The sequence below is a fragment of the Ginsengibacter hankyongi genome, from assembly GCF_008710285.1.
Taxonomy (GTDB): Bacteria; Bacteroidota; Bacteroidia; order Chitinophagales; family Chitinophagaceae; genus Ginsengibacter; species Ginsengibacter hankyongi.
Window position 1 is genome coordinate 537,899 of record NZ_VYQF01000001.1, and the last position, 26,536, is coordinate 564,434.

21 protein-coding genes are annotated in these 26,536 nt (G+C 37.7%); 13 read left to right on the forward strand and 8 right to left on the reverse strand.

The window, feature by feature from the left end; translation table 11 throughout:
- Positions 1-13 precede the first annotated feature (13 nt).
- The 7 genes from FW778_RS02305 to FW778_RS02335 all read left to right on the forward strand — a co-directional run bounded on the left by FW778_RS02305 (position 14) and on the right by FW778_RS02335 (position 5,646).
- Positions 14-886: a serine hydrolase gene (locus FW778_RS02305; protein ID WP_150412979.1), complete on the forward strand. Its 873-nt coding sequence runs from the start codon at positions 14-16 to the stop codon at positions 884-886.
- 103 nt (positions 887-989) lie between these two features.
- Positions 990-1,448 carry a hypothetical protein gene (locus FW778_RS02310; protein ID WP_150412980.1) on the forward strand — a complete coding sequence of 153 codons (459 nt, stop codon included), beginning with the start codon at positions 990-992 and terminating at the stop codon, positions 1,446-1,448.
- Between the two features lie 23 nt (positions 1,449-1,471).
- Positions 1,472-2,260 carry a 5'/3'-nucleotidase SurE gene (surE, locus tag FW778_RS02315; RefSeq protein WP_150412981.1) on the forward strand — a complete coding sequence of 263 codons (789 nt, stop codon included), beginning with the start codon at positions 1,472-1,474 and terminating at the stop codon, positions 2,258-2,260.
- Positions 2,257-2,550 (forward strand): hypothetical protein, encoded by a 294-nt coding sequence (locus FW778_RS02320; RefSeq protein ID WP_150412982.1) that lies wholly within the window; start codon positions 2,257-2,259, stop codon positions 2,548-2,550. Before surE ends, FW778_RS02320 begins: the two co-directional genes overlap by 4 nt.
- 175 nt (positions 2,551-2,725) lie before the next feature.
- On the forward strand, positions 2,726-3,835 hold the full coding sequence (gene lpxB / locus FW778_RS02325) for a lipid-A-disaccharide synthase (protein WP_150412983.1): 1,110 nt from the start codon (positions 2,726-2,728) through the stop codon (positions 3,833-3,835).
- Between the two features lie 62 nt (positions 3,836-3,897).
- Entirely contained in the window at positions 3,898-4,476 is a 579-nt protein-coding gene (nudK, locus tag FW778_RS02330; RefSeq protein ID WP_150412984.1) for a GDP-mannose pyrophosphatase NudK, read from the forward strand.
- Between the two features lie 60 nt (positions 4,477-4,536).
- Positions 4,537-5,646: an acyltransferase family protein gene (locus tag FW778_RS02335; protein ID WP_235906004.1), complete on the forward strand. Its 1,110-nt coding sequence runs from the start codon at positions 4,537-4,539 to the stop codon at positions 5,644-5,646.
- Positions 5,647-5,779: 133 nt separating this feature from the next.
- Here FW778_RS02335 and FW778_RS02340 read toward each other — a convergent pair whose 3' ends face one another.
- The 8 genes from FW778_RS02340 to FW778_RS02375 form a co-directional block, all read right to left on the reverse strand.
- Positions 5,780-7,195, reverse strand: a complete 1,416-nt coding sequence (locus FW778_RS02340; RefSeq protein WP_150412985.1) for a TolC family protein — start codon at positions 7,193-7,195, stop codon at positions 5,780-5,782.
- Positions 7,196-7,241: 46 nt separating this feature from the next.
- Positions 7,242-7,910: an ABC transporter ATP-binding protein gene (locus FW778_RS02345; protein ID WP_150412986.1), complete on the reverse strand. Its 669-nt coding sequence runs from the start codon at positions 7,908-7,910 to the stop codon at positions 7,242-7,244.
- A 335-nt stretch (positions 7,911-8,245) separates the two neighbouring features.
- Entirely contained in the window at positions 8,246-9,892 is a 1,647-nt protein-coding gene (locus FW778_RS02350; protein ID WP_235906005.1) for an alpha-L-fucosidase, read from the reverse strand.
- A 192-nt stretch (positions 9,893-10,084) separates the two neighbouring features.
- Positions 10,085-12,484, reverse strand: coding sequence for an ABC transporter permease (locus FW778_RS02355; RefSeq protein WP_150412988.1), 2,400 nt, complete (start codon positions 12,482-12,484; stop codon positions 10,085-10,087).
- A gap of 59 nt (positions 12,485-12,543) precedes the next feature.
- Entirely contained in the window at positions 12,544-14,970 is a 2,427-nt protein-coding gene (locus FW778_RS02360; RefSeq protein ID WP_150412989.1) for an ABC transporter permease, read from the reverse strand.
- 88 nt (positions 14,971-15,058) lie between these two features.
- On the reverse strand, positions 15,059-16,099 hold the full coding sequence (locus tag FW778_RS02365) for a DUF4097 family beta strand repeat-containing protein (RefSeq protein ID WP_150412990.1): 1,041 nt from the start codon (positions 16,097-16,099) through the stop codon (positions 15,059-15,061).
- A 77-nt stretch (positions 16,100-16,176) separates the two neighbouring features.
- Positions 16,177-18,570 carry an ABC transporter permease gene (locus tag FW778_RS02370; RefSeq protein ID WP_150412991.1) on the reverse strand — a complete coding sequence of 798 codons (2,394 nt, stop codon included), beginning with the start codon at positions 18,568-18,570 and terminating at the stop codon, positions 16,177-16,179.
- 91 nt (positions 18,571-18,661) lie between these two features.
- Positions 18,662-21,076, reverse strand: coding sequence for an ABC transporter permease (locus tag FW778_RS02375; RefSeq protein ID WP_150412992.1), 2,415 nt, complete (start codon positions 21,074-21,076; stop codon positions 18,662-18,664).
- Positions 21,077-21,396: 320 nt separating this feature from the next.
- On the opposite strand from FW778_RS02375, the gene FW778_RS02380 reads away from it, so the two are divergent.
- The 6 genes from FW778_RS02380 to FW778_RS02405 all read left to right on the forward strand — a co-directional run bounded on the left by FW778_RS02380 (position 21,397) and on the right by FW778_RS02405 (position 26,525).
- The gene (locus FW778_RS02380; protein WP_150412993.1) at positions 21,397-21,720 is read left to right on the forward strand and encodes an ArsR/SmtB family transcription factor; all 324 of its coding nucleotides are present in this window, start codon (positions 21,397-21,399) and stop codon (positions 21,718-21,720) included.
- Positions 21,721-21,724: 4 nt separating this feature from the next.
- A complete protein-coding gene (locus FW778_RS02385) occupies positions 21,725-22,192 on the forward strand; it encodes an SRPBCC family protein (RefSeq protein WP_150412994.1) in 468 nt (155 codons plus the stop codon).
- 7 nt (positions 22,193-22,199) lie between these two features.
- Positions 22,200-22,586, forward strand: a complete 387-nt coding sequence (locus FW778_RS02390; protein ID WP_150412995.1) for a DoxX family protein — start codon at positions 22,200-22,202, stop codon at positions 22,584-22,586.
- Between the two features lie 9 nt (positions 22,587-22,595).
- The gene (locus tag FW778_RS02395; RefSeq protein WP_150412996.1) at positions 22,596-23,174 is read left to right on the forward strand and encodes a YdeI/OmpD-associated family protein; all 579 of its coding nucleotides are present in this window, start codon (positions 22,596-22,598) and stop codon (positions 23,172-23,174) included.
- 97 nt (positions 23,175-23,271) lie between these two features.
- Entirely contained in the window at positions 23,272-23,847 is a 576-nt protein-coding gene (locus tag FW778_RS02400; protein WP_150412997.1) for a DUF4256 domain-containing protein, read from the forward strand.
- Positions 23,848-24,197: 350 nt separating this feature from the next.
- Positions 24,198-26,525, forward strand: coding sequence for a family 20 glycosylhydrolase (locus FW778_RS02405; RefSeq protein ID WP_150412998.1), 2,328 nt, complete (start codon positions 24,198-24,200; stop codon positions 26,523-26,525).
- Positions 26,526-26,536: the final 11 nt, after the last annotated feature.

Sequence of the window (26,536 nt, forward strand, 5' to 3'; positions counted from 1 at the left end):
TACTTTTATTGTTATGAATAAACCCTTAGCTGTACTTCTTTTTGTTATTTTGATTTTTCCTTCTACCAATTCATTCGCTCAAAAAACGGATAAAAATTTACAAGCAAAAATTAAAGACCTACTCAAGGGTTTTCATGGTGAAGTAGGTGTATATGTTCATGACCTTAAAAAGAATAAAACGGTTTCTATAAACGCAGATTCAATTTTTCCAACAGCAAGTATGATAAAAATTCCAATCCTCATCGGCATTATGGATAAAATTGAAAAAGGTGAATTGCAATATCACCAGCCATTAATTTATAAGGATTCGCTTTTATATGCCGGTGAAGATATTCTTGGTTCATTTAAAAATGATGAGAAGATTGAAATGAGTAAAGTAATGATGCTGATGCTTACCATGAGCGACAACACGGCAAGCCTTTGGCTGCAAACGCTTGCCGGCACAGGCACAAGAATAAATGAACTGATGGATAGCCTTGGCATGAAAGTAACACGGGTAAACAGCAGAACTCCCGGAAGGCAAGCCAACCAGGCTGGGTATGGATGGGGGCAAACAACACCTTACGAGATGGCAACGTTAATGGGGAAAATTGTAAAAGGAGATATAATTAATAAAGAGGCCAGCGCAAAAATGCTTCGTTTATTGGGAAGAAACTATTGGGACGAAGAAGCTATTTCTCAAATACCAACGGATGTTTTTATAGCCAGCAAAAGCGGAGCCGTAGACGAAAGCAGGAATGAAGTTCTTTTTGTAAATGGCAAACATTGCCGTTATATTTTTTGCATTTGCACCAATCATAACCAGGACCAAAGCTGGGAACATAACAATGAAGCATGGGAATTGACGAGGAAACTTTCTAAGATGTTATGGAGCAGATATAATTAAATCACCAATTAACTTTCCTCTAGTTAGCTCATAGATTATACTTACCAGCAACTAATAACGAATACATAATCTTCATTGCTTATTTTTACAAAAAAATCATTTTATGCAGGTACTACTTGTAATACATAATTTATTAAGATGGCTGATTATAATTTTTGGCTTTTGGGCCGTAATTAGCGCCATTAGCGGATTGGGGAGTAAGCGGGAGTTTACACCGTTAGATGGCAAAAGTAATTTCTTCTTCATGCTAAGCATGGACATACAATTGCTCGTTGGCCTCGGCCTTTACTTTACCGGCGTGTGGTTCGATCAATTGAAGCACCTGGGCGATGCAATGAAAGATGCCAATCTTCGGTTCTTTACCATGGAGCATGAAGTGATGATGGTTATTGCATGGATACTGGTGCATGTCGGCAGGACTAAAGTAAAAAAAGCAACTTTGTCGTCTTCTAAATTTAAGAAGGGCCTTTTATTTTTTGGAATAGCATTATTGTTGATACTAATTGCTATGCCGTGGCCGTTTAGAGAAGCAGTAGCAAGACCATGGTTCAGGTGGTTTTAGGATAATTAAATAGAAATTGAAAAATGAGTGAAGAGCAGAAAGAAGAGCCAATAATTCTTATAACAAATGATGATGGTATAACGGCTCCGGGTATTCGCAATTTAGTGGAGGCCGTGAAGGAACTGGGAAAAGTTGTCGTGGTGGCACCGGATAAACCTCAAAGCGGAATGGGACATGCCATTACTATCGGTGTTCCTTTAAGGCTTAATAAAGTAGAAGACATGTTTGAAGGGGTTGAGTCGTGGCAAACGAGCGGTACTCCCGTTGATTGTGTGAAGCTTGCCGTTGATAAAATATTACATCGCAAGCCGGATATTTGTCTCAGTGGTATTAATCATGGCGCCAACCATTCTATAAACGTAATTTATTCGGGAACCATGAGTGCCGCAATGGAAGCGTCTATTGAAAGCATTCCTTCTATTGGCTTTTCGTTGCTGGATTACAGGTTTGAGGCCGACTTTACTGCCGCAAGGTTTTATGTGCATAAAATTGTAAAAAGCCTTTTGCAAACAAAAATGCACAAGCATCTTTTACTAAATGTAAATATTCCTTCGGTGCCGCTTAATGAAATGGCGGGTATAAAAGTTTCCAAGCAGGCTTATGCAAAATATGATGAAGATTTTGATGAACGCATTGATCCGCACGGGAAAAAATATTACTGGCTTACAGGAGAATTTAAAAATTTTGACACCGGTGAAGACACCGATGTATGGGCATTGGAGCATAATTATGTAAGTGTGGTTCCTGTGCAGTTTGACCTTACCAATTACCAATTGAAAAAAGAATTAGAAAAAACCTGGGACGTATTATGATATTCAAAAAAGACGATTTTATCTTTGGGATTTCTCTCGGGCTGATAGCGCCTGTAATAGGTTTTATGCTTTATAAGTTGTATAAATTTAAAGGGCTTACTATTTCCGAAATGCTGCAGTGGATGAAAATGAATCCTAATTTGATTTCTGCCTCTATAAGCGTTTCGCTATTGGCCAATGCAATTTTATTTACCATTTATATTAATGGCCACCGCGATAAAACTGCTAAAGGAATTTTTGCTGTTACTGTTGTTTATGCAATTATAGCAATGATATTTAAGTTTTATTAAAAACCGCCACATGTAGCCTGTAGTCAATTCTGAATTATTCCTTGTAAAACAAGAATTTTACTCCCGGTTTTCCCCTGTGTTGTATCGCAATTTAGCCACGAGCCTGCTTAGGTGTATTTCATTCAACCTAATCAATTCTCTTTATCTTTAAACCCTCATTACATTTAACATAAGGATGAAATATTACATAATAGCAGGCGAAGCTTCCGGCGACTTACATGGCAGTAATCTTATTAAAGAAATAAAAAAACTGGATGCTGATGCTGACATGCGTGGCTGGGGCGGCGATAAAATGCAAGCTGCCGGAGCTACGCTAGTAAAGCATTACAGGGATCTTGCGTTTATGGGTTTTGCGGAAGTTATAAAAAACCTTCCGGCCATAATGAAGAATTTTAAATTTTGTAAAGAAGATATTCAAAACTATAATCCCGATGTGGTAGTGCTTATAGATTATCCCGGCTTTAATTTACGCATGGCTGAATGGACGCATCAAAAGAAATTTAAAACCGTCTTTTATATTTCGCCGCAGGTGTGGGCATGGAAAGAGAATAGGGTGAAAGCAATAAAAAAGTATGTAGATAAAATGATTGTGATTCTTCCTTTTGAAAAACAATTTTTTAAAAAGTGGAATTATGATGTGGAGTATGTGGGCCACCCGCTGGTAGAAGTTATTGAAAGTTTTAAAAAAGAACATCCTTCTATAAAACAATCATCAAACATTATAGCCCTATTGCCCGGAAGCCGAAGACAGGAAATACAAACAAAACTTCCTATAATGTTGGAAGCTTCCAAAAATTTTCCTGATTATACTTTTATCGTTGCGAAAGCTCCATCGGTTGAAGATGAATTTTATGAGCCATTTCTATCCGGCTATAAAAATGTTGAAGTAATCTCCAACGACACATATTCATTGCTCATGAAAGCCAATGCTGCATTGGTAACTTCAGGAACGGCGACATTGGAAACTGCTTTGTTTGGCGTACCTGAAATTATTTGTTATAAAGCAAGTTCACTATCTTATCAAATTGCAAAACGCCTGGTAAAGCTGAAATTTATTTGCCTCGTAAATTTAATTATGGATAAAGAGGTTGTTAAAGAGTTAATTCAACATGAGCTAACGGGTGAAAATATCACCAAAGAATTAAATGCTATTTTATTTGATACACTTAAAAGAGAAAGAATGGAAATGGATTATGCTGATTTGAAAAACCTCTTGTCAAAAGGGGGCAACGCATCGGCTAATGCGGCAAAAAGTATTTATGAATTTGCAAAAGGTGAATGGTGAATCTTGAAGGGTCAACAGTCAATAAAGATAACGCTCATACCTCAAACCTAATACCTTAAATAATGAATAACTCAATTAAAATTCTTACTTCCGAAATTATTTGTAAAGGCTGGCATACGCTTAAAAAAGTAACATTTGAATATTTGCAAAAAGATGGAACATGGCAAACACAAACCCGGGAAGTGTACGACCGGGGTAACGGAGCGGTAATTTTATTATACAATAAAGATAAAAAGACCATCATCCTCACCCGCCAATTCAGAATGCCGACGTATGTTAATGGAAACAGCACGGGTATGATGGTGGAAGCCTGCGCCGGTTTATTAGATAATGATAACCCCGAAGATTGTATTAAAAGAGAAACAGAAGAAGAAACAGGTTACAAAATAAGTGATGTAAAAAAAATATTTGAAGCTTACATGTCGCCCGGCTCGGTAACGGAAATTTTATATTTCTTTATTGCTGAATATTCTCAAGACATGAAAGTACACGAGGGCGGCGGTGTTGCTCATGAGCAGGAAAATATTGAAGTTTTGGAAATGGATTTTAATTATGCTTTGAATAGGATTGAAACCGGGGAAATAAAAGATGCCAAAACAATATTATTGTTGCAATATATAAGTCTTCATAAAATTTTATGAGTGAGATGAGGAATAGAAATAAAAGAGCAAAACCAAGACTTTTATAATAAATTATTCACTTTGACAACTATCGAAAAAATTCCATCCTCATCTAACCGTTTGGTATCGCTTGACTTTATGCGTGGGTTAATTATGGTATTCCTTGCGTTAGAAAGTACGGGTCTTTATGAACATCTTGATAAAATGTCAGGCTCTTCTCTATTTAATTCTTTCATACAACAATTTTTCCATCATCCCTGGAATGGTCTTCATTTTTGGGATCTTATACAGCCTGGTTTTATGTTTATAGCCGGAACTGCAATGGCGTTGTCATTAGAGAAACAATACAAACAAGGAGCTAGCTGGAACCAGTCTTTTATAAAAGTTTTGAAAAGAAGCCTGCTGCTTTTCTTCTGGGGAGTGTTGGATTATGCAGTAAAGCGGGATGGTAGTTTATCATTCGAATTATGGGATGTTCTTACACAGCTGTCTTTCACAACTTTAGTCACGTTCCTGGTATTCAGGTGGTCCTATTTTAGGCAAATTATCACCTGCATCTCGTTGCTGCTTCTTACAGAATATTTATACCGCCTCACAAATATTCCTGGTTTTAACCAACCGTTTGTTGATCAGCATAATTTTGGAAATTACACGGATCTGCTCCTGATGAATAAAATAAATAAGGGTGGCTGGGTTGCCATTAATTGTATCCCGACAGCGGTGCACACAATTGCCGGAGCGATGGTTGGTAAAATATTACTGCAAACCCGCAAAATAAAGTGGATTGTTATATGGGGCAGTATTACTTTAATTACAGGTTACCTGCTAAATATCATCCACCTGACACCCATTATCAAGAGAATTGCCACGAGTTCATTTACTCTCGCATCGCTGGGTTGGTGTTTGTTAGCCTATGCATTTATTTACTGGTGGATTGATATAAAAGAGCATAAAAAATATCTTTCCTTTTTTACTATTGTTGGAATGAACTCTTTATTTATCTATTTGTTTTTTGAAATTGTCGGAAGCCGGTGGTTCAATAATTATGTAGGGGATATCACAAATGGCTTAATGGGTTTTATGGCAACTCCTGAAAATATAAAATTGATTATTACATCATTAGCCATATTCGCACTCGAGTGGTATATGTGTTACTTTCTCTACAAGAAAAAGGTGTTTATAAAGTTGTAACAGATGGCAGGAATTTTACGAAGCGTTATCAATTTACATAAATCTTAATGAACGCTTTCCCTAAATAATAAAGCTTTTGAAAAGTTGTGAACTTCTCAAAAGCTTTTATCAAATCATAGCTCTTAAATCTAAATTACCATAACGATTTTCCCTTGTAATAATCGAGGATTTTTGCTCTCAACACAAAATTATATTTGGAAACAATTAGATTTATATTAGTTGCGTTTAAATTATTTTTTGCAATCAAATAAATATCAGAAGTAATAGCTCCCGCATCAAACTTCGCCTGTGCTGCTTTAAAAGATTCAGTGAAAGATTGCACCTGGTCAAGCAGGATTGAGTATTTATTCGATGTGTTTTTAAAATTAACATATGCCTGCTCTATCGACTGCTGCAACAGGGTTTTAGTATTTTGCTCAACAAGCTGTGTTACCTTAAATTGAATTTTTGCCGTACGAACCCTGCTCCTGGCCCGCGCTCCGTTAAATATCGGGATTGACAAGCCAAGTCCTACATATTTCGAAAGATTATTATTGAACTGGGTACCGAAAGAAACTTTTTCGGTGTTATAAGTATTTTGCTTCGTCATCACAGGGATTTGCGAGCCATTCACAATTACATAATCATTAGAAGCAACATCCTGGGAATTTAACAAGATAGAGTTTGTAATAGCACTGGAATAATTACTTCCTATACTGCCATTTAATGACAATGTTGGATACAATTGGCCCTGCAATGCACGGACATATTTTTCCGCACTTTCCGTACGGAAATGAACTGCTTTTATTTGAGCAAATTGTTGCAATGCTGTATCATAAATTTTAGATGGATCAGCTTCATAATATAAATTAAACACATCTTCCGAAAGCCGTTCTACTTCAAGACTATCGCTATAAGGTATATTAAGCAACTGTGCAAGAGAAAGCTTTGCCACAGCGATTGATGCGACATTATCAGCAATATTTAACTGATCTGTGCCTAATTGTCCTTTTAAAGTATAATAATCAGATGGAGAAATAGAACCCGCTGCATTTTTTAAAGAGTCTATGTCTACTTGACGACGCGTCGCTTCTTCCTGTAGTCTGGCATTTTGCAATAAATCTTCTGCGCTTAATACATTCAAATAAGCCAGGATAATATTAATAGTTAGATTATCCTTCGACTGCTGCAATTCCATCTTTGATGCTTCATAAGCTAATGCATTTGATTTAATGTCGTTTTGCAACGCAAGGCCATTGAATAATGTAACATTAGCGGTTATCCCATAATTAGAAGAGTTAATATTTTGATTGATAAATGCATTAGTAATCGGGTCATTGGTTCTGCCTGAATTGATGCCATAATTAGCAGATGCATTTACATTAGGCAGCATACTAAGCTTTGATTGTTGCATGGTAATGTGTGCCTGCTGGCTTGAAAGATCGGCTTTGTTTACGTCAATATTGTTTGCAATACCCATTTCGATTGCCTGCCGTAAGGTTAGTTTGCTTTGTGCCTTTACAAAACTTATTGTCAGAAGAAAAAATATTATTGAACAAATTCTTTTCATTTTCGTGTAATCGTATTAGTTAGTAATTTTATTTTCGTTTAATTTTTTAAGATTCTTTTTCAATTCTTCCATCTAACAGGTGAATAATTCTCGACCCATAAGCCGCATTTTTTTCTGAATGCGTAACCTGTACGATAGTAACGCCTTCTTTGTTCAACTCAGTAAAAATTTCCATAATCTCCTCCCCTTGTTTTGAATTTAAATTACCCGTTGGTTCATCCGCTAAGATCAATTTTGGCTTCACGATCAATGCCCTTGCAATTCCCACCAGTTGTTGCTGGCCACCGGAAAGGTTATTCGGAAACAAATCTTTTTTACCCACAATCTGGAAGCGGTCCAGCATATCAGCAACCATTGCTTTTCTTTCGCCGGATTTTATATTTTGATAGATTAGTGGTGTTTCAATATTTTCATAAACCGTAAGCTCATCAATTAAATGATATGCCTGGAACACAAAGCCGATATGGCTTTTATAAATTTCCGAACGTTGCTTTTCTTTAAGCTTAAACACGTCCTGGTCCATGAAAATATATTCACCTTCGTTAGCTTCGTCGAGCATGCCCATTACATTAAGTAAGGTTGATTTACCCGATCCGGACGGCCCCATAATAGAAAGAAATTCTCCCTGTTTTATATTAAGATTAATGTCTTTTAAAATAAAGGTGCGGTTACTTCCTGTATTAAACCATTTGTAAATATTTTTTAGCTGAATCATTTTGTATTTTTTTGTTTAGAGTCTAAAGTTCAGAATTTAAAATTATAGTTACTCTGAATTTTCAACCTTCATACCAATGATGTATACCATTGATACAGAACGATTTAGGGCAAATATTAATCCGTCATGTGTCCGATTATGAACACTTCATTTAAAAAGCGGACAGTTTGACAACGGGTTTCTCAGCTATTCCCTGAGTCCGGAGATGGCGTATAGTCAAACAGCGTATCATGATAACAGGGTCAAAACTGACAATTCGGAAATGCAAGGCACATAACTCGCAGTCATTAACGCATTAGTGGAAGAAGTTATAAATTAATAATACCGGGAAATCTCTATTGTTGCCACACTTTTTTATCTCCTGGTACATCAATGAGGTTGTATGTAACTACAGGCTTAAATTCATACTGAAGCCCTTTTTTTAATCCATCTATCGTTACCCGGAAATCTCCGTTTGATCCAATGGGAACTTTGGCTGAATGTATCCAGGGTCCTGCATACAGATCTTCGGTTTGGCCATTGTAAACACGATACCAGAATGAAGCCCTCATGTTTTTATCACCGCGGTAATTATTAACTTTACCATTTAATATGGCCTTAGTATTTGATGCAGACTTTGCACTTAAAGTATTTACCTGCACTGCGTGGATTGCAGGAGACACGTTTTCAATTTTAATAACAACCGGGTTCGGCCAATGGTGATCATCGTAAATGCGTTGAGTTTTTACAACAGATAATACCAGGCCGGTATCAGTTTGATTAAACATACAACTAACATCTTTACCCGGTCGGTATTCCTGTATCAAACTATTTTGGCCTAACACGCTCACTTTTGTTGCTGCACCTGCATACACTGAATGTAAGGTAAATGACCTTCGGTCACCTTCCTTCCAGGAAGCAGCGTCTGTCACAATAACGTATACCGTTTTATTATCAAGGCTTTTCGTGTACCATATATTTTTTTCATTGGTGATTACCCATGGACGCACGCTATCAACAGCCTCCCGGTTAACAAAATACCAGGCCGCCATTTCCCGCAACCTGCCCTCTTGTTCATCAGCTATTTCGCCGTTTGCTTTCGGTCCAATATTCAATAAAAGCGAACCTCCCTTGCTCCTTGCTTCAATTAGTAATTCGATAAGATTAGTTCCGGATTTATACCTGTCGTTAGTAGGCTGATATTGCCAGGCTGTGCCCATAGTAATGCAGGATAGCCATGGTTCATTCATGGTTACTCCGGGTAACATTTGTTCGGGTGTTTTTAAGGCACCTCTTGTTATTAAAATATCGGGCTGAAGTTTCCAACAGGTCTCTTTGACAATTTCTTTTGGCTCTCCATCAATAAACAACAAATCAATTTTGCCATAATTGGTCATTAATTCTTCACACTGTTTCCTAGTAAAATCATCATACTCCTTTCTAACTGCATGGTTCATTACAACATTATCGCGACTGATAGGAAGATGATGTTTATACAGGAAGTTGAAATCTTCAGGCGAAAAATAAAACCCAACCTGCAGGCCAGCCCTGCGTGTTGCCTCCACCATTTCGCGGAGAATATCTTTATGATATGGTGTATTCATAACATTAAAATCAGTCGTCTTCGTATCCCACATGCAAAATCCCGAATGGTGTTTTGTAGTGAACATGATATACTTCATGCCAGCCAGCTTTGCCAGCGTAACAATTTCGTCTGGATCAAATTTTTTAGGATTAAATACGGCGGGTAATTCTGAAAAGTACCGTTGCGCGTAATCGTTAGACGCCCCAACCAGTGAGTGGCTGATCACGATACCCAGTGATACATCTACACCAAAATGAATAAACAAACCATCATCGGTATTTTGAAGCCATTCTTCCCGTTCGGGCTTATTGAGATTGTAGTGACTGGAGTCGTTGTCAGTTACAACATCATTTTGCGCAAAACAATTGCATGATAAACAAATGGAAGCATACGCGAAAATATTAATCAATAGTTTCATGGTCATTTCTTGCTAATGTAATAAAAAAGAGGGTAGCATTAATGCCCTCTCGTGTTTTAACTTAGGATTGCTTGCTTATGAGAAATTTAAAAATTATTGTTTGTCCCACCAAACTCTTGTCAGCAAATCGTCTTGGTCCTTGCTTGCCTTTTGAATCGTTAAATTAAACTTTTATTATTTGGATCGTTCCACTCATTCTGATTTTAAACTCTTCACCGGATTGGATAAAGCAACTTTTACGGAATGATAACCTACGGTGCATAAAGCAATGAAGGCTGTAACGAAAGCTGTTACAATAAATATATATAGCTGAACAGGTATGCGAAAGGCAAAATCCTGCAACCATTTATTTCCGGCCCACCATGCGAGAGGAATTGCGATAAGTATAGCAATACCTATTAACTGCAAAAAGTTTTTTGCAATAAGAAAAGTGATACTGCTTATGTCGGCTCCCAACACTCGTCTTATCCCTATTTCTTTTGTTCGTTGAACTGTTGTAAATGCCGCAAGGCCAAATAAACCTAAGCATGCAAGTACAATGGCAAGCGTTGCTGCTACGCCAAGCAATAACGAAGAGCGTTGTTCAGCAAGATATAAGTTGTTATAATCATCATCAAGAAAATGGTAAGTAAATGGTCTTCCGGGAATACGTTGCTTCCAAACTGCTTCAAGTCTCCCTAATGTCGCTTTCATATCGTTGCCGGCTAGACGCAACATGAAGGTGCGCGAAAAACCACGCCCAAGAAAAATAAGCAAAGGCCCAATCGGCTCATGCAAGCTGCTAAAATTAAAATCCTTTATCACGCCGATAACCGGCCCGGTGACTCCTTTTGAAATAATTTTACCTATCGCTTGCTCCGGTGTCCATCCTATTGTCCTGGCCAGCGTTTCATTAATAATATAGGGTAAATGATAATTAGCATCATTATTATTAGTGTCCATCATTGCAAAGTCTGATTGCTGAAAATCGCGGCCTGCCAGTAATTGCATCTTCATTGTTTTAGTAAAATCCAAATCAACAGGCATCGCATTTAATGAAATGTTATGCTCTCCCCTTTCATCAATTGCAGTAATTCCATCTCCCCATTGGACATGTTCAGGAGTTTCATAAGAAGCAGTAACAGCGGTCACTCCCGGCACCAAAGCTAAAGCATTTTTTATGCTCTGAAAATCCTGCAACATGTTGCCACCTATTGGCAGCACAACAACATGGTCTTTATCATAGCCCAAATTTTTCGTCTGCAAATAATGCATCTGCTGTAAAATGATAACGGTATAAATAATCAGGAAAACCGAAATACCAAACTGTGCAACGATCAATACTTTTCTTAAAAAATTATTACCACCCGTAAACGAAAATCCCTTCTTTAGCACACCTATAACTTGTGTTCCTGATAAAACCAAAGCGGGATATAGTCCTGCAAAAAAACTTACCAGTAAAGAAAATATTACCAGGGTAACAATCGGCAGAGGCTGTAATAAGTTGCCTGCATTAAATTGCCTGCCGGTTATCGCATTAAAATAAGGAATTAAAAATATGCTTGATAGTAATGCCAATGCAGCAGCTATAAAAGTAATGATTGACGATTCGCTCATGAACTGTACAAAAATCTGCCGCTTTGTTGCGCCTATAACTTTGCGAATCCCGATTTCTCCGCTTCTACCTGCAGATTGCGCCGTGGCAAGATTAGTATAATTGGCGCAAGCAATAATTAAAATCAACAACGCAATAACAGAAAACATATAAATGTAAGTAATGCTGCCGTTAGGCTCAAAACCTGCAAGAGATGAATATAAATGCACTTTGGTAAGCGGTTCAAAATGATAAGTTAGATAATCGTTTCCTTCCATGCGTGCATCTTTTCTAATGGCGGGTGTTTTCATGTATTCACTTACCTGTTGATGAAAAGAAGCGATACTTTTTTCGTCACTTAATAAAAAATAAGTGATCCAGTTAGCCGTCCACCAGGTTTCGTTTTTTACTCCATTGCCAAGATTATAAAACTGGGTTGCAAAGTCAAATTTTATCTGTGAGTTCTGCGGCACGTCTTCGCATACTGCAGATACTCTTAAATCTTTTCCGCCGCTGGTGAGGGTTTTACCAACAGGGTCTTCATCACCAAAATATTTTTTAGCCATGGATTGCGTGATAACAATTTTATCAGGCGCATCCAAAGCAGTAGCTGCATCGCCTTCAATAATATGAAAAGAAAATATTTTAAAGAAAGGCTCATCGGCATAAAGTATGCGTGGTTCATCAAATATTTTATCACCGCCTTTTACAACATTATGGCTTATAAAAGTTCGTGCATACTCCTTCACCAACGGAAATGTCCTTTTGAAATGCGGGCCAACTTTCGTGCCTGTAGTTGCTGTTTTATTTACTGTTCCTGCATTGGAATATTCCATCGTAGCACGAACAATACGGCCAGCGTTTGCATTGAATTTATCATAGCTCAATTCGTGATGAATATAAACGCCGATTAACAAACAAGCGGCTAAGCCTACCGTTAGTCCGAAAATATTAATGATGGAGTAAAGCTTGTTCTTACGAAGATTACGCAATGCCGTTTTAAGATAATTTTTAAACATTCTATTTTATTTATGATATAATTTTAATTTGATAATTTTCATTCACCGTTCACCATTTGCTATTCTGTTCTTAAATTCCTAACCGGGTTGGCAAGCGCAGCCTTAATTGCCTGGAAACTTACCGTTAGTAAAGCAATTAAAAGAGATATTCCGCCAGCTATTACGAATACCCGCAACGTAATAGAAATCCTGTATGCAAAATGTTGCAGCCAGGTATGCATAGCCCACCACGCAACAGGAAATGCGATTAACATAGCAATAATAATAAGCTTTAAAAAATCTTTAGAAAGCATACCAACAATACCACTTACTGAAGCCCCCAAAACTTTTCTAATTCCTATCTCCCGTGTACGTTGTTCTGCCGCATAAGTTACCAGCCCAAATAAACCGAGGCATGCAATAAAAATGGCAAATATTGCAAACGAGATAAATATTTTACCGGTCCGCTGTTCTGACAGATAAGTTTTATTAAAATCATCATCCATAAAAGAATAAGTAAATGGTTGGCCAACCGCCATTGCTTTCCATTTGCTTTCTATATTTGAAATTAAATTGGGAATATCTGTTGTATTTATTCTAAATGAGATGCTGCCGTTTTGCTCACGATACATTAATGCTAACGGTGTTACTTCATCCCGCAACGAGCTGAAATTAAAATCTTTTACCACACCAAGAATATGATAGGCAGTAACATCTTTGTTATTGTTGAAATTATTAAGATAATATAGTGTTTTATTAAGCGGATTTTTAAAACCCAGCAATTTTGCTGCGCTTTCATTAATGATGATACCGCTGGAATCAGTCGGAAAATCTTTTGAGAAATTCCTTCCTTCAATCATTTTCATGTCCAACGTTGAAATATAATTTTCATCTACGCGCCATATTTGCGCAGACACTGCGGTCTTTTGATTGAGCGTTGCATCAGGGAATAAGGGACTGTCACTGCGCCACTCAGAAGTTGGTAAAAAGCCGGTCATTGTTGCATTTTGAACGCCTGCCATCTGCAACACTTCATCTTTAAACACTTTAGCATTGTTGCCAAGCGGAAACGTATTTTTAATTATCAACACCTGGTTTCGGTTATATCCCAAATCTTTACTTCGTATAAATTTTAATTGGTTATAAATTACAATTGTCCCTACAATGAGTGCAATTGAAATAAAGAACTGGAAAACTACCAGCCCGCTGCGAAGCCAGCTGCCTTTAAACCCCTTCGACAGCTTTCCTTTTAATACCTCAACGGGCTTGAATGCCGAAAGAAAGAATGCAGGATAACTTCCCGCAATTACTCCAACTACTACCATTAATGCGATAAGAGCCGGAAATAACCATGGATTTTCAAAGACACTTGTTCCAAGTTGCTTACCGGATAACTGGTTAAAATAAGGAAGCATCAGCCACGCGATAATAATTGCCAATATCAATGCTATAAAGCTGATAAGAACAGATTCGGTAAGAAACTGTGCAACGAGAGATTTCCTTAATGATCCCAATACTTTCCTTACACCTACTTCCTTTGCACGGTTGGAAGAACGGGCGGTAGAGAGATTCATAAAATTTACACATGCAATTAGTAAAATAAGAACTGCTATAAACGAAAAAATATAAACGAATTCAATACTGCTGTTAGCGCCAAGTTCAGCTGTTTTATTCGAATGTAAATGAATACTTGTTATAGGCGTTAAGTGATAGGTATCGTAATTGCCACCCTTTGCAAATTCTTCCATATTAATATTCATCAGTTGCTTTACCTGCGGACCAACATATTTTGTAACTACTGAAGGAAACTGCGCTTCCAGCTTTTTTGGATCAGCACCTTTTTTCAAAACTATATAGGTATTGAAATTATTGCTCACCCAATTGTTTTGCCTGCTTTCATCGTTGGATGAAAGAGATACAAAAAAATCGAAATTAAAATGCGACTGTGATGGAATATCTTTTATAACACCCGTTATTTTAAAATTAACAGTGTCATTTATCACAAAATTTTTTCCCACAACATCAGTTGAGTTAAAATATTTTCTAGCAGTTGTTTCCGTTATTACAACGCTGTTCGGCTCAACCAAAGCAGTCTTAGGATCACCTTGTATCATGGGCAATGTGAACACGTCAAAGAGAGTTGAATCCGCATATATAACCTTTTCTTCATTAATGTTTTGATTTCCTTTCTTTACTAACAGTCCCCCATAGCCGCGAAAACGCACATATTGTTCTACCTGCGGGAAATCTTTTTTTAATACCTGGCCCATCGGGTCAGGCGCTACAGCCAACACAAAATGATTACCACCAAATTGTATATCTCCATCTACACGATAAATCCTGTCAGCCTTCTCATTAAATTTATCATAGCTCAACTCATCCGTTACATAAAACAGCATAAGCAGGCACGTTGCCAACCCTATAGCCAGGCCAGCAATATTAATAGCAGAAAAGCCTTTGTTTTTCCAAAGGTTTCTGAAAGCAATTTTTAAATAATTCCTGATCATGAGATTTGATTTTAATTCCAAAATTTAGCAAACTGAAATTTTATCATGGCTTTATGGTAAGAATTTATTTCTTCGCGATTGCCAATTATCAATTAAACACAATATCTATTTTTCCACTGCCTGCTTCCACCGTTACAGGAATACCTCCGCCATTCACAGTCCCTTTTATTTCTTCATTAGAATTTGTACCATTGAAATTTTCGAGTGTGCCTGTCGAAATTTTCATGGCAGATAATTTCAAATCAATGCCAATACTCTTTGGAATTTCAAGATTTACTTTTCCTGCAGAATTATATAGCGAAAGATAGCTGCCTAAGTTTTTAACCGACACATCAATATTGCCGCCACTGGTAGCCGCCTTCAATGCGCAGGTAAGGTTATGCAACGAAACATTTCCGCCGGATGTAGAAGCATTTAACTCACCGGCAATGGTTTTGCCCTTAACGTTGCCGCCACTGGTTGTAGCTTTTATTTTTCCGTTCAAATCTTCCATGTTAATAGATCCGCCGGAAGTAACTATGCTAATATTCCCGGATGATTTTTCAGCACGAATATTGCCGCCACTTGTTGAAACATCCATATCATCTTTGGAATTACTTAAGTTAATATTTCCACCGGAAGTTGCTCCTTTTGTTTTTCCTTCAAGAGCCTCCAGGTTTAAATTTCCACCACTTGTAGTAAATCCTTTGTTTCCCGAAAGATTTGCCAGCGAAATGTTTCCGCCACTTGTTGTTAAATCAGCTGCTGCATTTTTAGGTATATATATTTTAAAAGAAAAACTCAAAGCTTTCTTCCAATCCGTGATTCTGCGTTTTGACTTAGCCGTTACCGTTAGTTCATGGTTTTTTACGGAAACATCCAGGTCATAATCTTCATTAATTTTTGATTGAAGTTCCTCATCAGTTAACGTTTTCCTGTTGTTATTTTGCGAAACAAAAACTTCCACTTTCGATTGAGATGGATCAACACCTGTAACAGTAATGTTGCCGCCGCTGGTCTCAGCTGTAACTTTGCTGAGGGACTCACCGGCAAATGATTTCGTTAAATATGGTTCTGTTTCTGATTTGTTTTGTGCATTTACTGTGAGGCTTAAAGCCACAACCAGCAATAGAAAGAAATACTTTTTCATGTTATTTTTCTTTATAGTATTTTAATAATTTTTCTTCTGTCTATAATCCATTTTTAATTATCAATTATCACTTTATTCTATTCTGTCTTTAAAATTTTTGCCGGGTTAGTAACAGCTGCTTTTGCAGAATAAAACATTGCTGTTGCCGATGCCGTAATTACAATTACAAATGCAGATAATATAAATGGAATTACCGACAGGCCTGTGTTATAAGGAAATATCTGCAACCATTTATACATAAAATAATAAGCCACCGGGAATGCAATCAATGCAGCAATTAATGCCAGCCACAGATAATTTTTTGTAGTCATCGTAACCACCTGCGCTATACTTGCTCCCAGTACCCTGCGTATGCTGATTTCCTTTTGTTTTTGCTGAGTCGTAAAGGCAGTAAGGCCAAGCAGGCCAAGACATGTAATGATGATCGTTAGTATAGAAAAAGCTGCAAAAATCATTCCCCTCTTTTGGTCTGCAGCATATTGTGAATTAAAATCTTCATCCAAAAATTTATATTCAAATGGTAATTGTGGAAAATACTTTTTCCAACTGCTTTCTACCTGAGCAATAGTTGCTTTGATATTGGCCGGGCTTATCTTTAATTGTATGATATTACTATTGGGGCCGTAAAACAAAAGCAATGGGGCGATTGGATTGTATAATGATTTTTGGTGGAAATCTTTTATCACACCCACCACTTCCAGGTAATTGCCTGAAGTGTCACCGGGAAATTTTACACGCTTTCCGATAGCATTATCCCATCCAAAATGTTTTACCATTGCTTCATTCACTATAATGCTATGCAGCGTATCGGAAGGAATTGAAAAATTACGCCCTTTCTCCAAAGGGATACCAAGTGCGCCCAGGTAATTTTCATCAATTGAATAGCATTCAATTGCTTTATCAACATGACCGTTTTTAGTTTCTACTGTGAAAAGATTCAGGTTGCTGTTGGCGCTCCCCGGATAAGAATTACCTGTGCCCACTATTTTCACGCCGGGAAGGCTACGGAATTCATTATTCATAGCGTATATCTTGCTGCGCTCATCCTCTCCTGTATTAACAGTTACGGTCATCACCTGGTCTTTATTAAAACCAAGGTCTTTCTTTCTTAAATAAGAAAGTTGCGAATACACGACCCAGGTACAAATTAGCATAATCATTGAAATGGAAAACTGCAATACTACCAATGTACGGCGCAGGTTAACATTGCCTGATGCATTTGAAAGAGCTCCTTTTAAAATGCTCACCGGCTGAAACCCTGAAAGGTAAAACGCAGGATAGCTGCCGCCTACCAGGCCTGTAAACAACACGATAACCGCCAGCAGAATGATATTGAACGGTTGCAGCAATGTATGTATGGTAAATGCTTTGCCTGATATAGAATTGAAAACAGAAAGTAAAAGAATTACTAATAACATACTTAGTAATACCGCCATTAAAGCTGTAAGCAATGACTCCATTAAAAATTGTAATACCAATTGTTTTTTTGTTGAGCCGGTTACTTTGCGAATACCTATTTCTTTTGCCCTTCGTGCAGACCTTGCTGTTGTAAGATTCATATAGTTAATACATGCAATAAGCAGCATAAAAAAAGCTACTGCAGAAAAGATCCAGATATAAGACATGTTTCCGAGTTCTTCCGGCTCCCTCTCCAGGTTTGAATGAAGATGTATAGCAGTTATTGGCTGCACACCATACTGCATCTTAATATTAAACTGTGCAAAAAGCGGTTCGACATATTTTTTATACATCGAAACCAGCTTTTTGTTGAATGCCTCAACGTTGGTTCCGGGTTTCAGCAGCACATAGGTAAAGTTGTTGAAGTTGCCCCAATTGTTCAAGCCATCGTTCTGGCGACCCTTTAACAATGTAGATCCTGATATCAGCATATCAAAACGCAAATGAGAATTTTTGGGCACATCTTCAATTACGCCAGTCACTTTATATAAGTCATATACTGTCTTAAGTGTCTTACCAACGGCAGCGGTATTCTTACCAAAATATTTTTCCGCAAGGGATTTTGAAATTACAATGCTGTTGGGTTCATTCAATGCATGTGCTACATCGCCCTCCAGGAACTTATAAGTAAATATGTTGAAGACTGTGCTATCAGCATAATATACTTTTGTTTCGTAAAAACTATTTTCGCCATTTTTAAACAACGTTCTTTCCCTACTTATAAACCAGGTAGCATCTTCCACTTCCGGAAAATCTTTTTTTACGGTAGCAGCTACAGGAAGCTGCGTTAGTGTCCAGTTTGTATTTTTATCCCGTTCCTGTATATAAGAAACGATCCTGTATATACGATCAGACTTTTCAAGATAACGGTCGTAGTTCAGTTCATCTCTTATATAAAAAATAAGAAATAAGCTGAATGTAATGCCAATAGTAAGGCCCAATACATTCAGCAGCGTGTACCATTTGTCTTTTTTAAAATTGCGAAAGGCAACAAGCAATAAGTTTTTAATCATCGTCCTGGTTTTTAAATTTTCGTTTATGATATAATACGAATGAGATTAAACTTAGGGTTACCGCCCATCACTTTTATTTTAAATTTTTTTATCATTCCGTTCTTAAACTTTTCACCGGGTTAGCAACGGCCGCTTTTATTGCCTGGAAACTTACCGTTAGTAATGCGATTAAAATTGCAAGTACGCCTGCCGTTATAAATACCCATACACTTATTTGTATCCTGTAATCAAAGTCCTGCAGCCAGGTGTGCATTACCCACCACGTTACAGGAATAGAAATAATAAAGGCAATACTCACCAGCAATAAAAATTCTTTTGATACTAACAATAACACATTCTGAACAGATGCACCTAACACTTTACGGATTCCAATCTCTTTCGTACGTTGTTCTATTACAAATGCAGAAAGGCCGAATAATCCAAGGCTGGCAATAATGATGGCAATAATAGCAAAGGCAGAAAAACTTTGTTGTGTACGAATTTCACTTGCATACAACTTTGCAAAATTTTCATCAAGGAAAGTATAACCTAGCGGTCCTTCCGGATTAAAGGCGTCCCATTGTTTTTTCAGATCAGCCAAAAAACCTTTTACATCCGTCGTTTTTATTTTAAAGATTAGACCACCAAAATTTCCGCCAAGCAGCAGCATCATCGGGGCCACTTTTTGTTTCACAGAAGCATAATTAAAATCTGCGACTACGCCTACCACGTTATATTGCTTTTGACCTGAGCGAACGATTGTTTTCCCGATAACATTTTGGCCACTCCAGCCCAACTCACGTACGGCCGCTTGATTAATGATTACGCCGGATGAAGAATCCGTAGGAAAATCCGTTGAAAAATTCCTTCCCTGAATTATTTTAATACCCAATGTTTTCAGGTAGTCGTAGTCGATATGGTAAATGTTTCCATGAATTTCCGTTCCATTACCGTTTTCATCTTTTGGGTAAATTTCTGTTCCATCCATCATCATCCCCCCGGGAACATACCTTGAAATACTCGCAGAAACCACCCGGCTATCCTGCAACATTTTTTGCTCGAATGCATACTGGTTCTTGCCCAGCAACCTTGCATCCTGCAGGTACAATACCTGTTCTTTATCATAACCCAGCTTTTTATTTTGCATGAAATGCAGTTGCTGGTAAACGATTATCGTTGCAATAATCAATGCAATAGAAACAAAAAACTGGAACACCACAAGGCTGCTGCGTAAAGGTCTTCTGTGCGAGCCTTGCGTGTGTGCTGAACCTTTTAAAACTTTGATAGTATTAAAAGATGATAAGAAAAATGCAGGATAAATACCTGCCAGCAAACCAGCAAACATGCTTACACAAAACATTGCCAGTATTGATTTGTAATTGAGGAAAAACCCGAAGTCGATATTTTTATTCGCCAACTGGTTAAAGTAAGGCAACAATAAAAACAACAAGGCAAATGCACATAGCATTGCAAACAATGTAAGCAAAACCGATTCGGATAAGAACTGTAGTACCAGTTGCTTTTTTACAGAACCCAACACTTTTCGAATACCCACTTCTCTTGCTCTTTTAAAAGCACGTGCAGTGGAAAGATTAGTAAAGTTTACACAGGCAAGCAATAAAATAAAAATAGCCAGCGCAGAAAAAATATATACGTATTGAATGTCGCCGCCAGGCTCCAGCTCATATTTTGTATTAGAGTGTAGATGAATTCGTGTAAGCGGTTGCAATGAAAAAACAAATGTATTCACTGACTTCTGTACTTCTGCAAGGCTTACGCCCATATCATGCTGAACTTCGGGTACTACGTGTTCCGCTACGAGTTGCGGAAACTTTGCTTCCAGCTTTTTCGGATCAGCATTTTTATCTAAAAGAAGATAAGTATAAGGCCCAAGATTGCTCCATGTTTTATTGGTTATATGCCACGTTGAGAGACTTAAAAAAGCATCAAAATGAAAATGCGAATCATCAGGCACTTTGTCAATAACACCTGTAACCTTGTATGGATCTTTTCTTATACCTATGGCTAATGTTTTACCAATGGGATTTTCATCGCCAAAATATTTTTTTGCCAGGGTTTTTGTTATCACTACACTGTTCGGCTCCACCAAAGCATCTGCATCATTTCCCTTAAGTAACGGGATAGAAAAAAAATGCAAGAAATTGGAATCAGCAAAGGCCATGTGATCTTCTTTGAATTGCTTATCATCATACTGCACAAAATCACTTGCTGCGGAAACTCTTGTTAAGGCTTTTATTTCCGGATATGCAGCTTTCATTCCTTCGCCAACCCCCATATCTACATCAGGATATACCGCAACGTCGCCATTACCGGTAACAGATAAAATCACCCGGTAAATATTTCTTGCATCAGCGGGATAACGGTCATAATTTAGTTCGTTATAAACAAACACCGCAATAAACATGAAGCAAGTAAGGCCGATAGCCAGCCCGAAAATATTAATGAAGGAAAATGCCTCGTTCTTCCGGAGATTCCTCAAAGCAATTTTGAAAAAATTTTTTATCATCTGATTTTGGTTATAGACGTTTTAGGAAACATTATACCAGATGGCAGAAAAACATAGCTCCGCCATCCGGTAATTATTTTCAACCATCATACCAATGCTTTATTGCGTTGATAAAGAATAAGTAAGAAGATGGTCGTTATAACGAAAGTGTTCGAATATGAACAGTTTGATTTGAAAAAACGGACAGTTGAAATGAAAGTTGCAAGTTAACAGTCGATGATACTCCCAGCTAAGGCTACAAAAAATCGTTGAAAAAAAATTGAAAAAAAGTTTGCGTAGTTAAATAACTACATATATATTTGTAGTCAAATAACTACACAATGAATTTAAGACGAGATGTATTTCAAGCCATAGCCGACCCTACAAGAAGAGCAATATTGTTATTGGTTGCTTCACAATCGTTAACCGCCGGTGCAATAGCTTCAAACTTCCATACGGCAAGGCCAACAGTTTCAAAACACCTGCAGATACTTACCGAATGCGAGCTGCTTAAACAAAAGCAAAGTGGCAGGGAAATTTACTATCACATCAATGCAAAACAAATGAAAGAAATAGCCGACTTCATTGAACCGTTCCGCAAAATGTGGGACGAAAGGTTTAATAAACTTGAAACCATCATGAAGAAATACAAAAGCAAAAAATAGAATCATGGAACAAAAAACTAAAATCAATGCTGAAGACGGTAAACAGGACTTGGTAATTACAAGGGAATTTGATTTGCCATTGGAATTACTTTTTAAAGCATATATAGAACCCGAAATATTGGAGCAATGGATGGGAACGAAAGTGCTGAAACTTGAAAGTAAGAAACATGGCAGTTACGAGATCCAAACATCCGATCCAAAAGGAAATGTGGCTTTCAGTGCCAATGGTGTAATTCATGAGTTTATCCCGAACCGGAAAATCACGAGAACATTTGAAATGGAGAATACACCTTATGGGGTTCAGCTTGAGGTATACGAATTTGTACAACTTACCGACGACACCAGCAAACTCAATATGCACGTAATATATGAATCCGTTGCACAAAGAGACCAGGTGTTGAAGTTACCATTTGCACAAGGCATAAACTGGGCTCATAACCGTTTGCAGGAAATCGTGAACAAATTAAAATAAATATACAATGGAAAAGAGAAGATTAATTATCTATTGGGGTGCCACTACTTTATTGGCTTTTGGCATGTTGGTAAGTGGCTTACAACAAATATTTCACGCAAGGGGAATGATTGATATAGTTGTTCCGTTGGGCTACCCATTATATTTCCTATACATCATTGGTGTATGGAAAATACTTGGAGTAATAGCCATTATAATTCCGCGATTTAAGCTCGTAAAAGAATGGGCTTATGCAGGCTTATTTTTTGTAATGACCGGGGCCCTTATTTCGCACCTGGCCAGTGGGGACGATAGCTTGAAAGGAATTATTGGGCCATTTATGCAAACAATTTTTATTATTTTGTCGTGGTATTTCAGGCCTGCAAATAGAAAAATAATTTTAGCCGATCAATAAATGAATACAATGAATCCAAAGGTTGATTTTTATTTTGATAAAGAAAAAAAGTGGCAAAAAGAAATTGAGCAATTAAGAATAATTGTGCTTGATTGCGGGCTTACAGAAGAGTTGAAGTGGGGTTGCCCTTGTTACACCTTTGAGAACAGAAACATTGTTTTAATCCATGTATTTAAAGAATACTGTGCGCTGCTGTTTTTCAAAGGCGCTTTGTTAAATGATCCCGAAGGCATCCTGGTACAACAAACAGAGAATGTGCAGTCCGCACGCCAGCTCCGGTTCACCAATGTTCGTGAAATAACTACGAAAGAGCGCATTATCAAAAGCTATATTTATGAAGCAATAGAAGTAGAAAAAGCCGGCTTGCAGGTAAAATTAAAAAAAACATCAGATTTCAAAATTCCCGAAGAATTTCAAAATAAATTAGATAAAAGACCTGCGTTGAAAAAAGCTTTCGAAGCACTAACACCCGGAAGACAAAGAACATACATTTTTCATTTCTCTCAACCCAAACAATCCAAAACCCGTGAGGCAAGGGTTGAAAAATATATACCGCAAATTCTTGATGGGAAAGGTTTGAATGATTAATAATTACAAATGAAATAAGACATCAACCTTTCAACTTCAGATATGAATTCCGGCAAAACTCTAGTCGGCATCAATATTCATAAAAGAAATAAAATGTATGAAGAATATCTATAGTAATAAAAAGCAATTATCACCGGAACAAGTTGACGAATTACTCAGTACGCTAAAAAACCGTTTTGAAAAAAACATCAACCGCCACAAAAGCCTTGCGTGGGCAGCGATACAATCAAAGCTCGAAGCCAATTCTGAAAAACTATGGTCGCTCAATGAAATGGAAAGAAGCGGTGGCGAACCGGATGTTATTGGCATTGATAAAAAAACGGGCGAATATATTTTTATGATTTTTCACCGGAAAGTCCTAACGGGCCGCAGGAGCCTTTGCTACGATCATGAAGCGCTGGAATTAAGAAAGGAAAATAAACCGGGAAATAGTGCAATTAAAATGGCAGCCAATATGGGCATTGAGTTATTAACCGAAGAACAATATCGCAGACTGCAGCAACTTGGAAATTTCGATACCAAAACGTCAAGCTGGGTGCAAACACCAGCCCACATTAGAAAACGCGGTGGCGCCCTCTTTTGTGACCGTCGCTATGACACCGTCTTCTTATATCATAATGGAGCAGAATCGTATTATGCAGTCCGGGGTTTCCGTGGATCGCTCAGGATTTGAATTGGAGTTAGAGCGCGTCAGCGCAACGTCATCTTATTTTTATTAAACCAAAGCATTTAAAAACCTTCATTGTTTCTCCCAGGTTATTTTTTCGAATATGGTTTACCGTAAATCCCTCACCTGCCGGCAGAAAGCTGCCACAAAGTAATTTCAGAAAACCCGCGCTTTTTATTACAACCTTATATCCCGGTTTTAAATTTAAAGATTGAAAGAGCCCTCGTATAGTAGCTAAATATCACATTCACTTTTGTTTTATCTTCATCACAAAACGGCATAAATTACCGTACTTCGCAATACTTCGTTTGTTGCCGGTAAATCAATAATTTTTTTTATTAAAAGTGATATTTATTATGAATCGTCTTCTTTCAGTTTGTCTCCTGGTTATCGCATTCATATCGTTGCCCCGTAATAAGACAATGGCGCAGCAAAAAAATACTTCGGACAATTACCCCATAATTCCGTATCCATCGCATTTACAACCAGCGAAAGGATCTTTCATCATTAATCAATCAACTGTCATTTCATACGCTAAACTCTTTACTAACGAGGCCGAATACCTGCAAAAGTTATTACAGAACGCAACCGGCTATTCCATTAAGGTCAATACAGGTAAAAAATCTCCGGCCGGCGAAATTATTTTTGAACAAAAAAATACTATTATTTCAAATGAAGGCTACCAACTGAGCATCCATCCGGGGAAAATAGTATTGTCAGCAAAATATCCGGCAGGTATCTTCAGGGGCATTGAAACTATAAGGCAGCTATTGCCGGTTGCTGCGGAAAGCAAGGCTGTAAAGGCTCAAAACGTTTCTTTGCCTGCTGCAGACATAACTGATGCGCCTATGTATAGCTGGCGTGGAATGCATTTAGATGTAGCACGGCATTTCTTTTCGATAGCCTATTTAAAAAAATTTATTGATGTGATGGCTTTGTATAAAATGAATAAACTTCATCTTCATCTAAGCGATGACCAGGGCTGGCGTATAGAAATAAAAAAGTATCCCAAACTTACCGAAGAAGGCGCCTGGCGCACATTCAACAACCAGGATTCGGATTGTGTAAAAATGGCCGAAACCAATCCTGACATGGCAATTGATACCGAACACATTATTCATAAAGATGGCAAAACATTGTATGGAGGTTTTTATACACAAGAACAAATGAAAGAACTTGTAGCCTATGCTGCCAAAAAATATATTGACATTATTCCTGAAATTGATATGCCCGGCCACATGATGGCAGCTATTCGTGCTTATCCTTTTTTATCCTGCGACGGAGGAAGCAAATGGGGTGAATTATTTTCAACACCAATTTGCCCTTGCAACGAAAGCACATTCGTGTTTGCTGAAAATGTTTACAAAGAAATATTTTCCATCTTCCCATCTGAATATGTACACCTCGGGGCAGACGAAGTAGACCGGAAAGAATGGGCAAAATCAACAGCATGTAGAGAACTAATGCAAAAAGAAGGGTTAAACAATGTGGATGAATTGCAGAGTTATTTTGTAAAAAGAATGGAAAAGTTTTTTAATGCAAACGGGAAAAAATTAATTGGCTGGGATGAAATATTGGAGGGAGGTGTAAGCAAAACGGCTTATGTAATGTATTGGCGAAGCTGGGTTCCGGATGCCCCGGTTAAAGCAGCAAAAAACGGGAACTATGTAATTATGACGCCCGGTAATCCACTTTATTTTGACGGCATGCCCGATGCGCAATCAGTAAAAGCGGTATATGATTTTAATGTGGTGCCGAAAGGCTTAACTGCTGCTGAAGCAAAATTTATAATAGGCGCACAAGCCAACATCTGGACGGAACATATTCCTTCAGAAAAGCGTGCCGACTTTATGTACATGCCCCGTATGACAGCATTGGCCGAAAGACTTTGGAGCAATACAAATGACTATGATAATTATCATTCAAGATTGCAACAACAATTCAAGCGACTGGATGCATTGAAAGTACACTACCGTTTGCCTGATATAACGGGCATCGCTGAACAAAATGTATTTACAGACAAAGCCATACTAAATGTTAAAAGTCCGTTACCAGGATTACAAATACATTATACTACTAACGGTGGCATACCCGAAATCTCATCGCCGGTATTTAATAAACCAATTACCATAGAAAAGCCACTGGTTATTAAGCTCGCAGCTTTCACTAAGTCCGGGTCAAGAGGTGATATTTATACACTTCATTATAAAAAAGAACAATATGCAATTCCTATAATGCCTCCCGGATCATTAAAGCAAGGATTGAATTGCAATTATTATAAACAGTTTTTTAAAACCAGTACGGCATTGGCCGGCACGAAACCTGACAGTGTGTTTATCGCAAAGAATTTTATAGTACCCGCTTCAATTAATGCACCTTCTTTCGGCCTTCAATACAAAGGTTATATTGATGTGCCGCAAACAGGAATTTATACATTTTATTTAACCTGCGATGATGGCGGCATACTCAACATTGCTAACCGCGAAGTAGTGAATAACGATGGCCTGCATTCTGCTATTCAAAAGACTGGGCAGGTTGCTTTAAAAAAAGGTTTACAGCCTTTCCTGCTCAATTTTATTGAAGGTGGCGGCGGTTTTAAATTAGACTTAAAACATAGCAGGGAACATGAAAAGCCGGCAGATATACCCGAAAGCTGGCTGAAATATGAACCGGTTAAAAATTAAAATTTACTTTG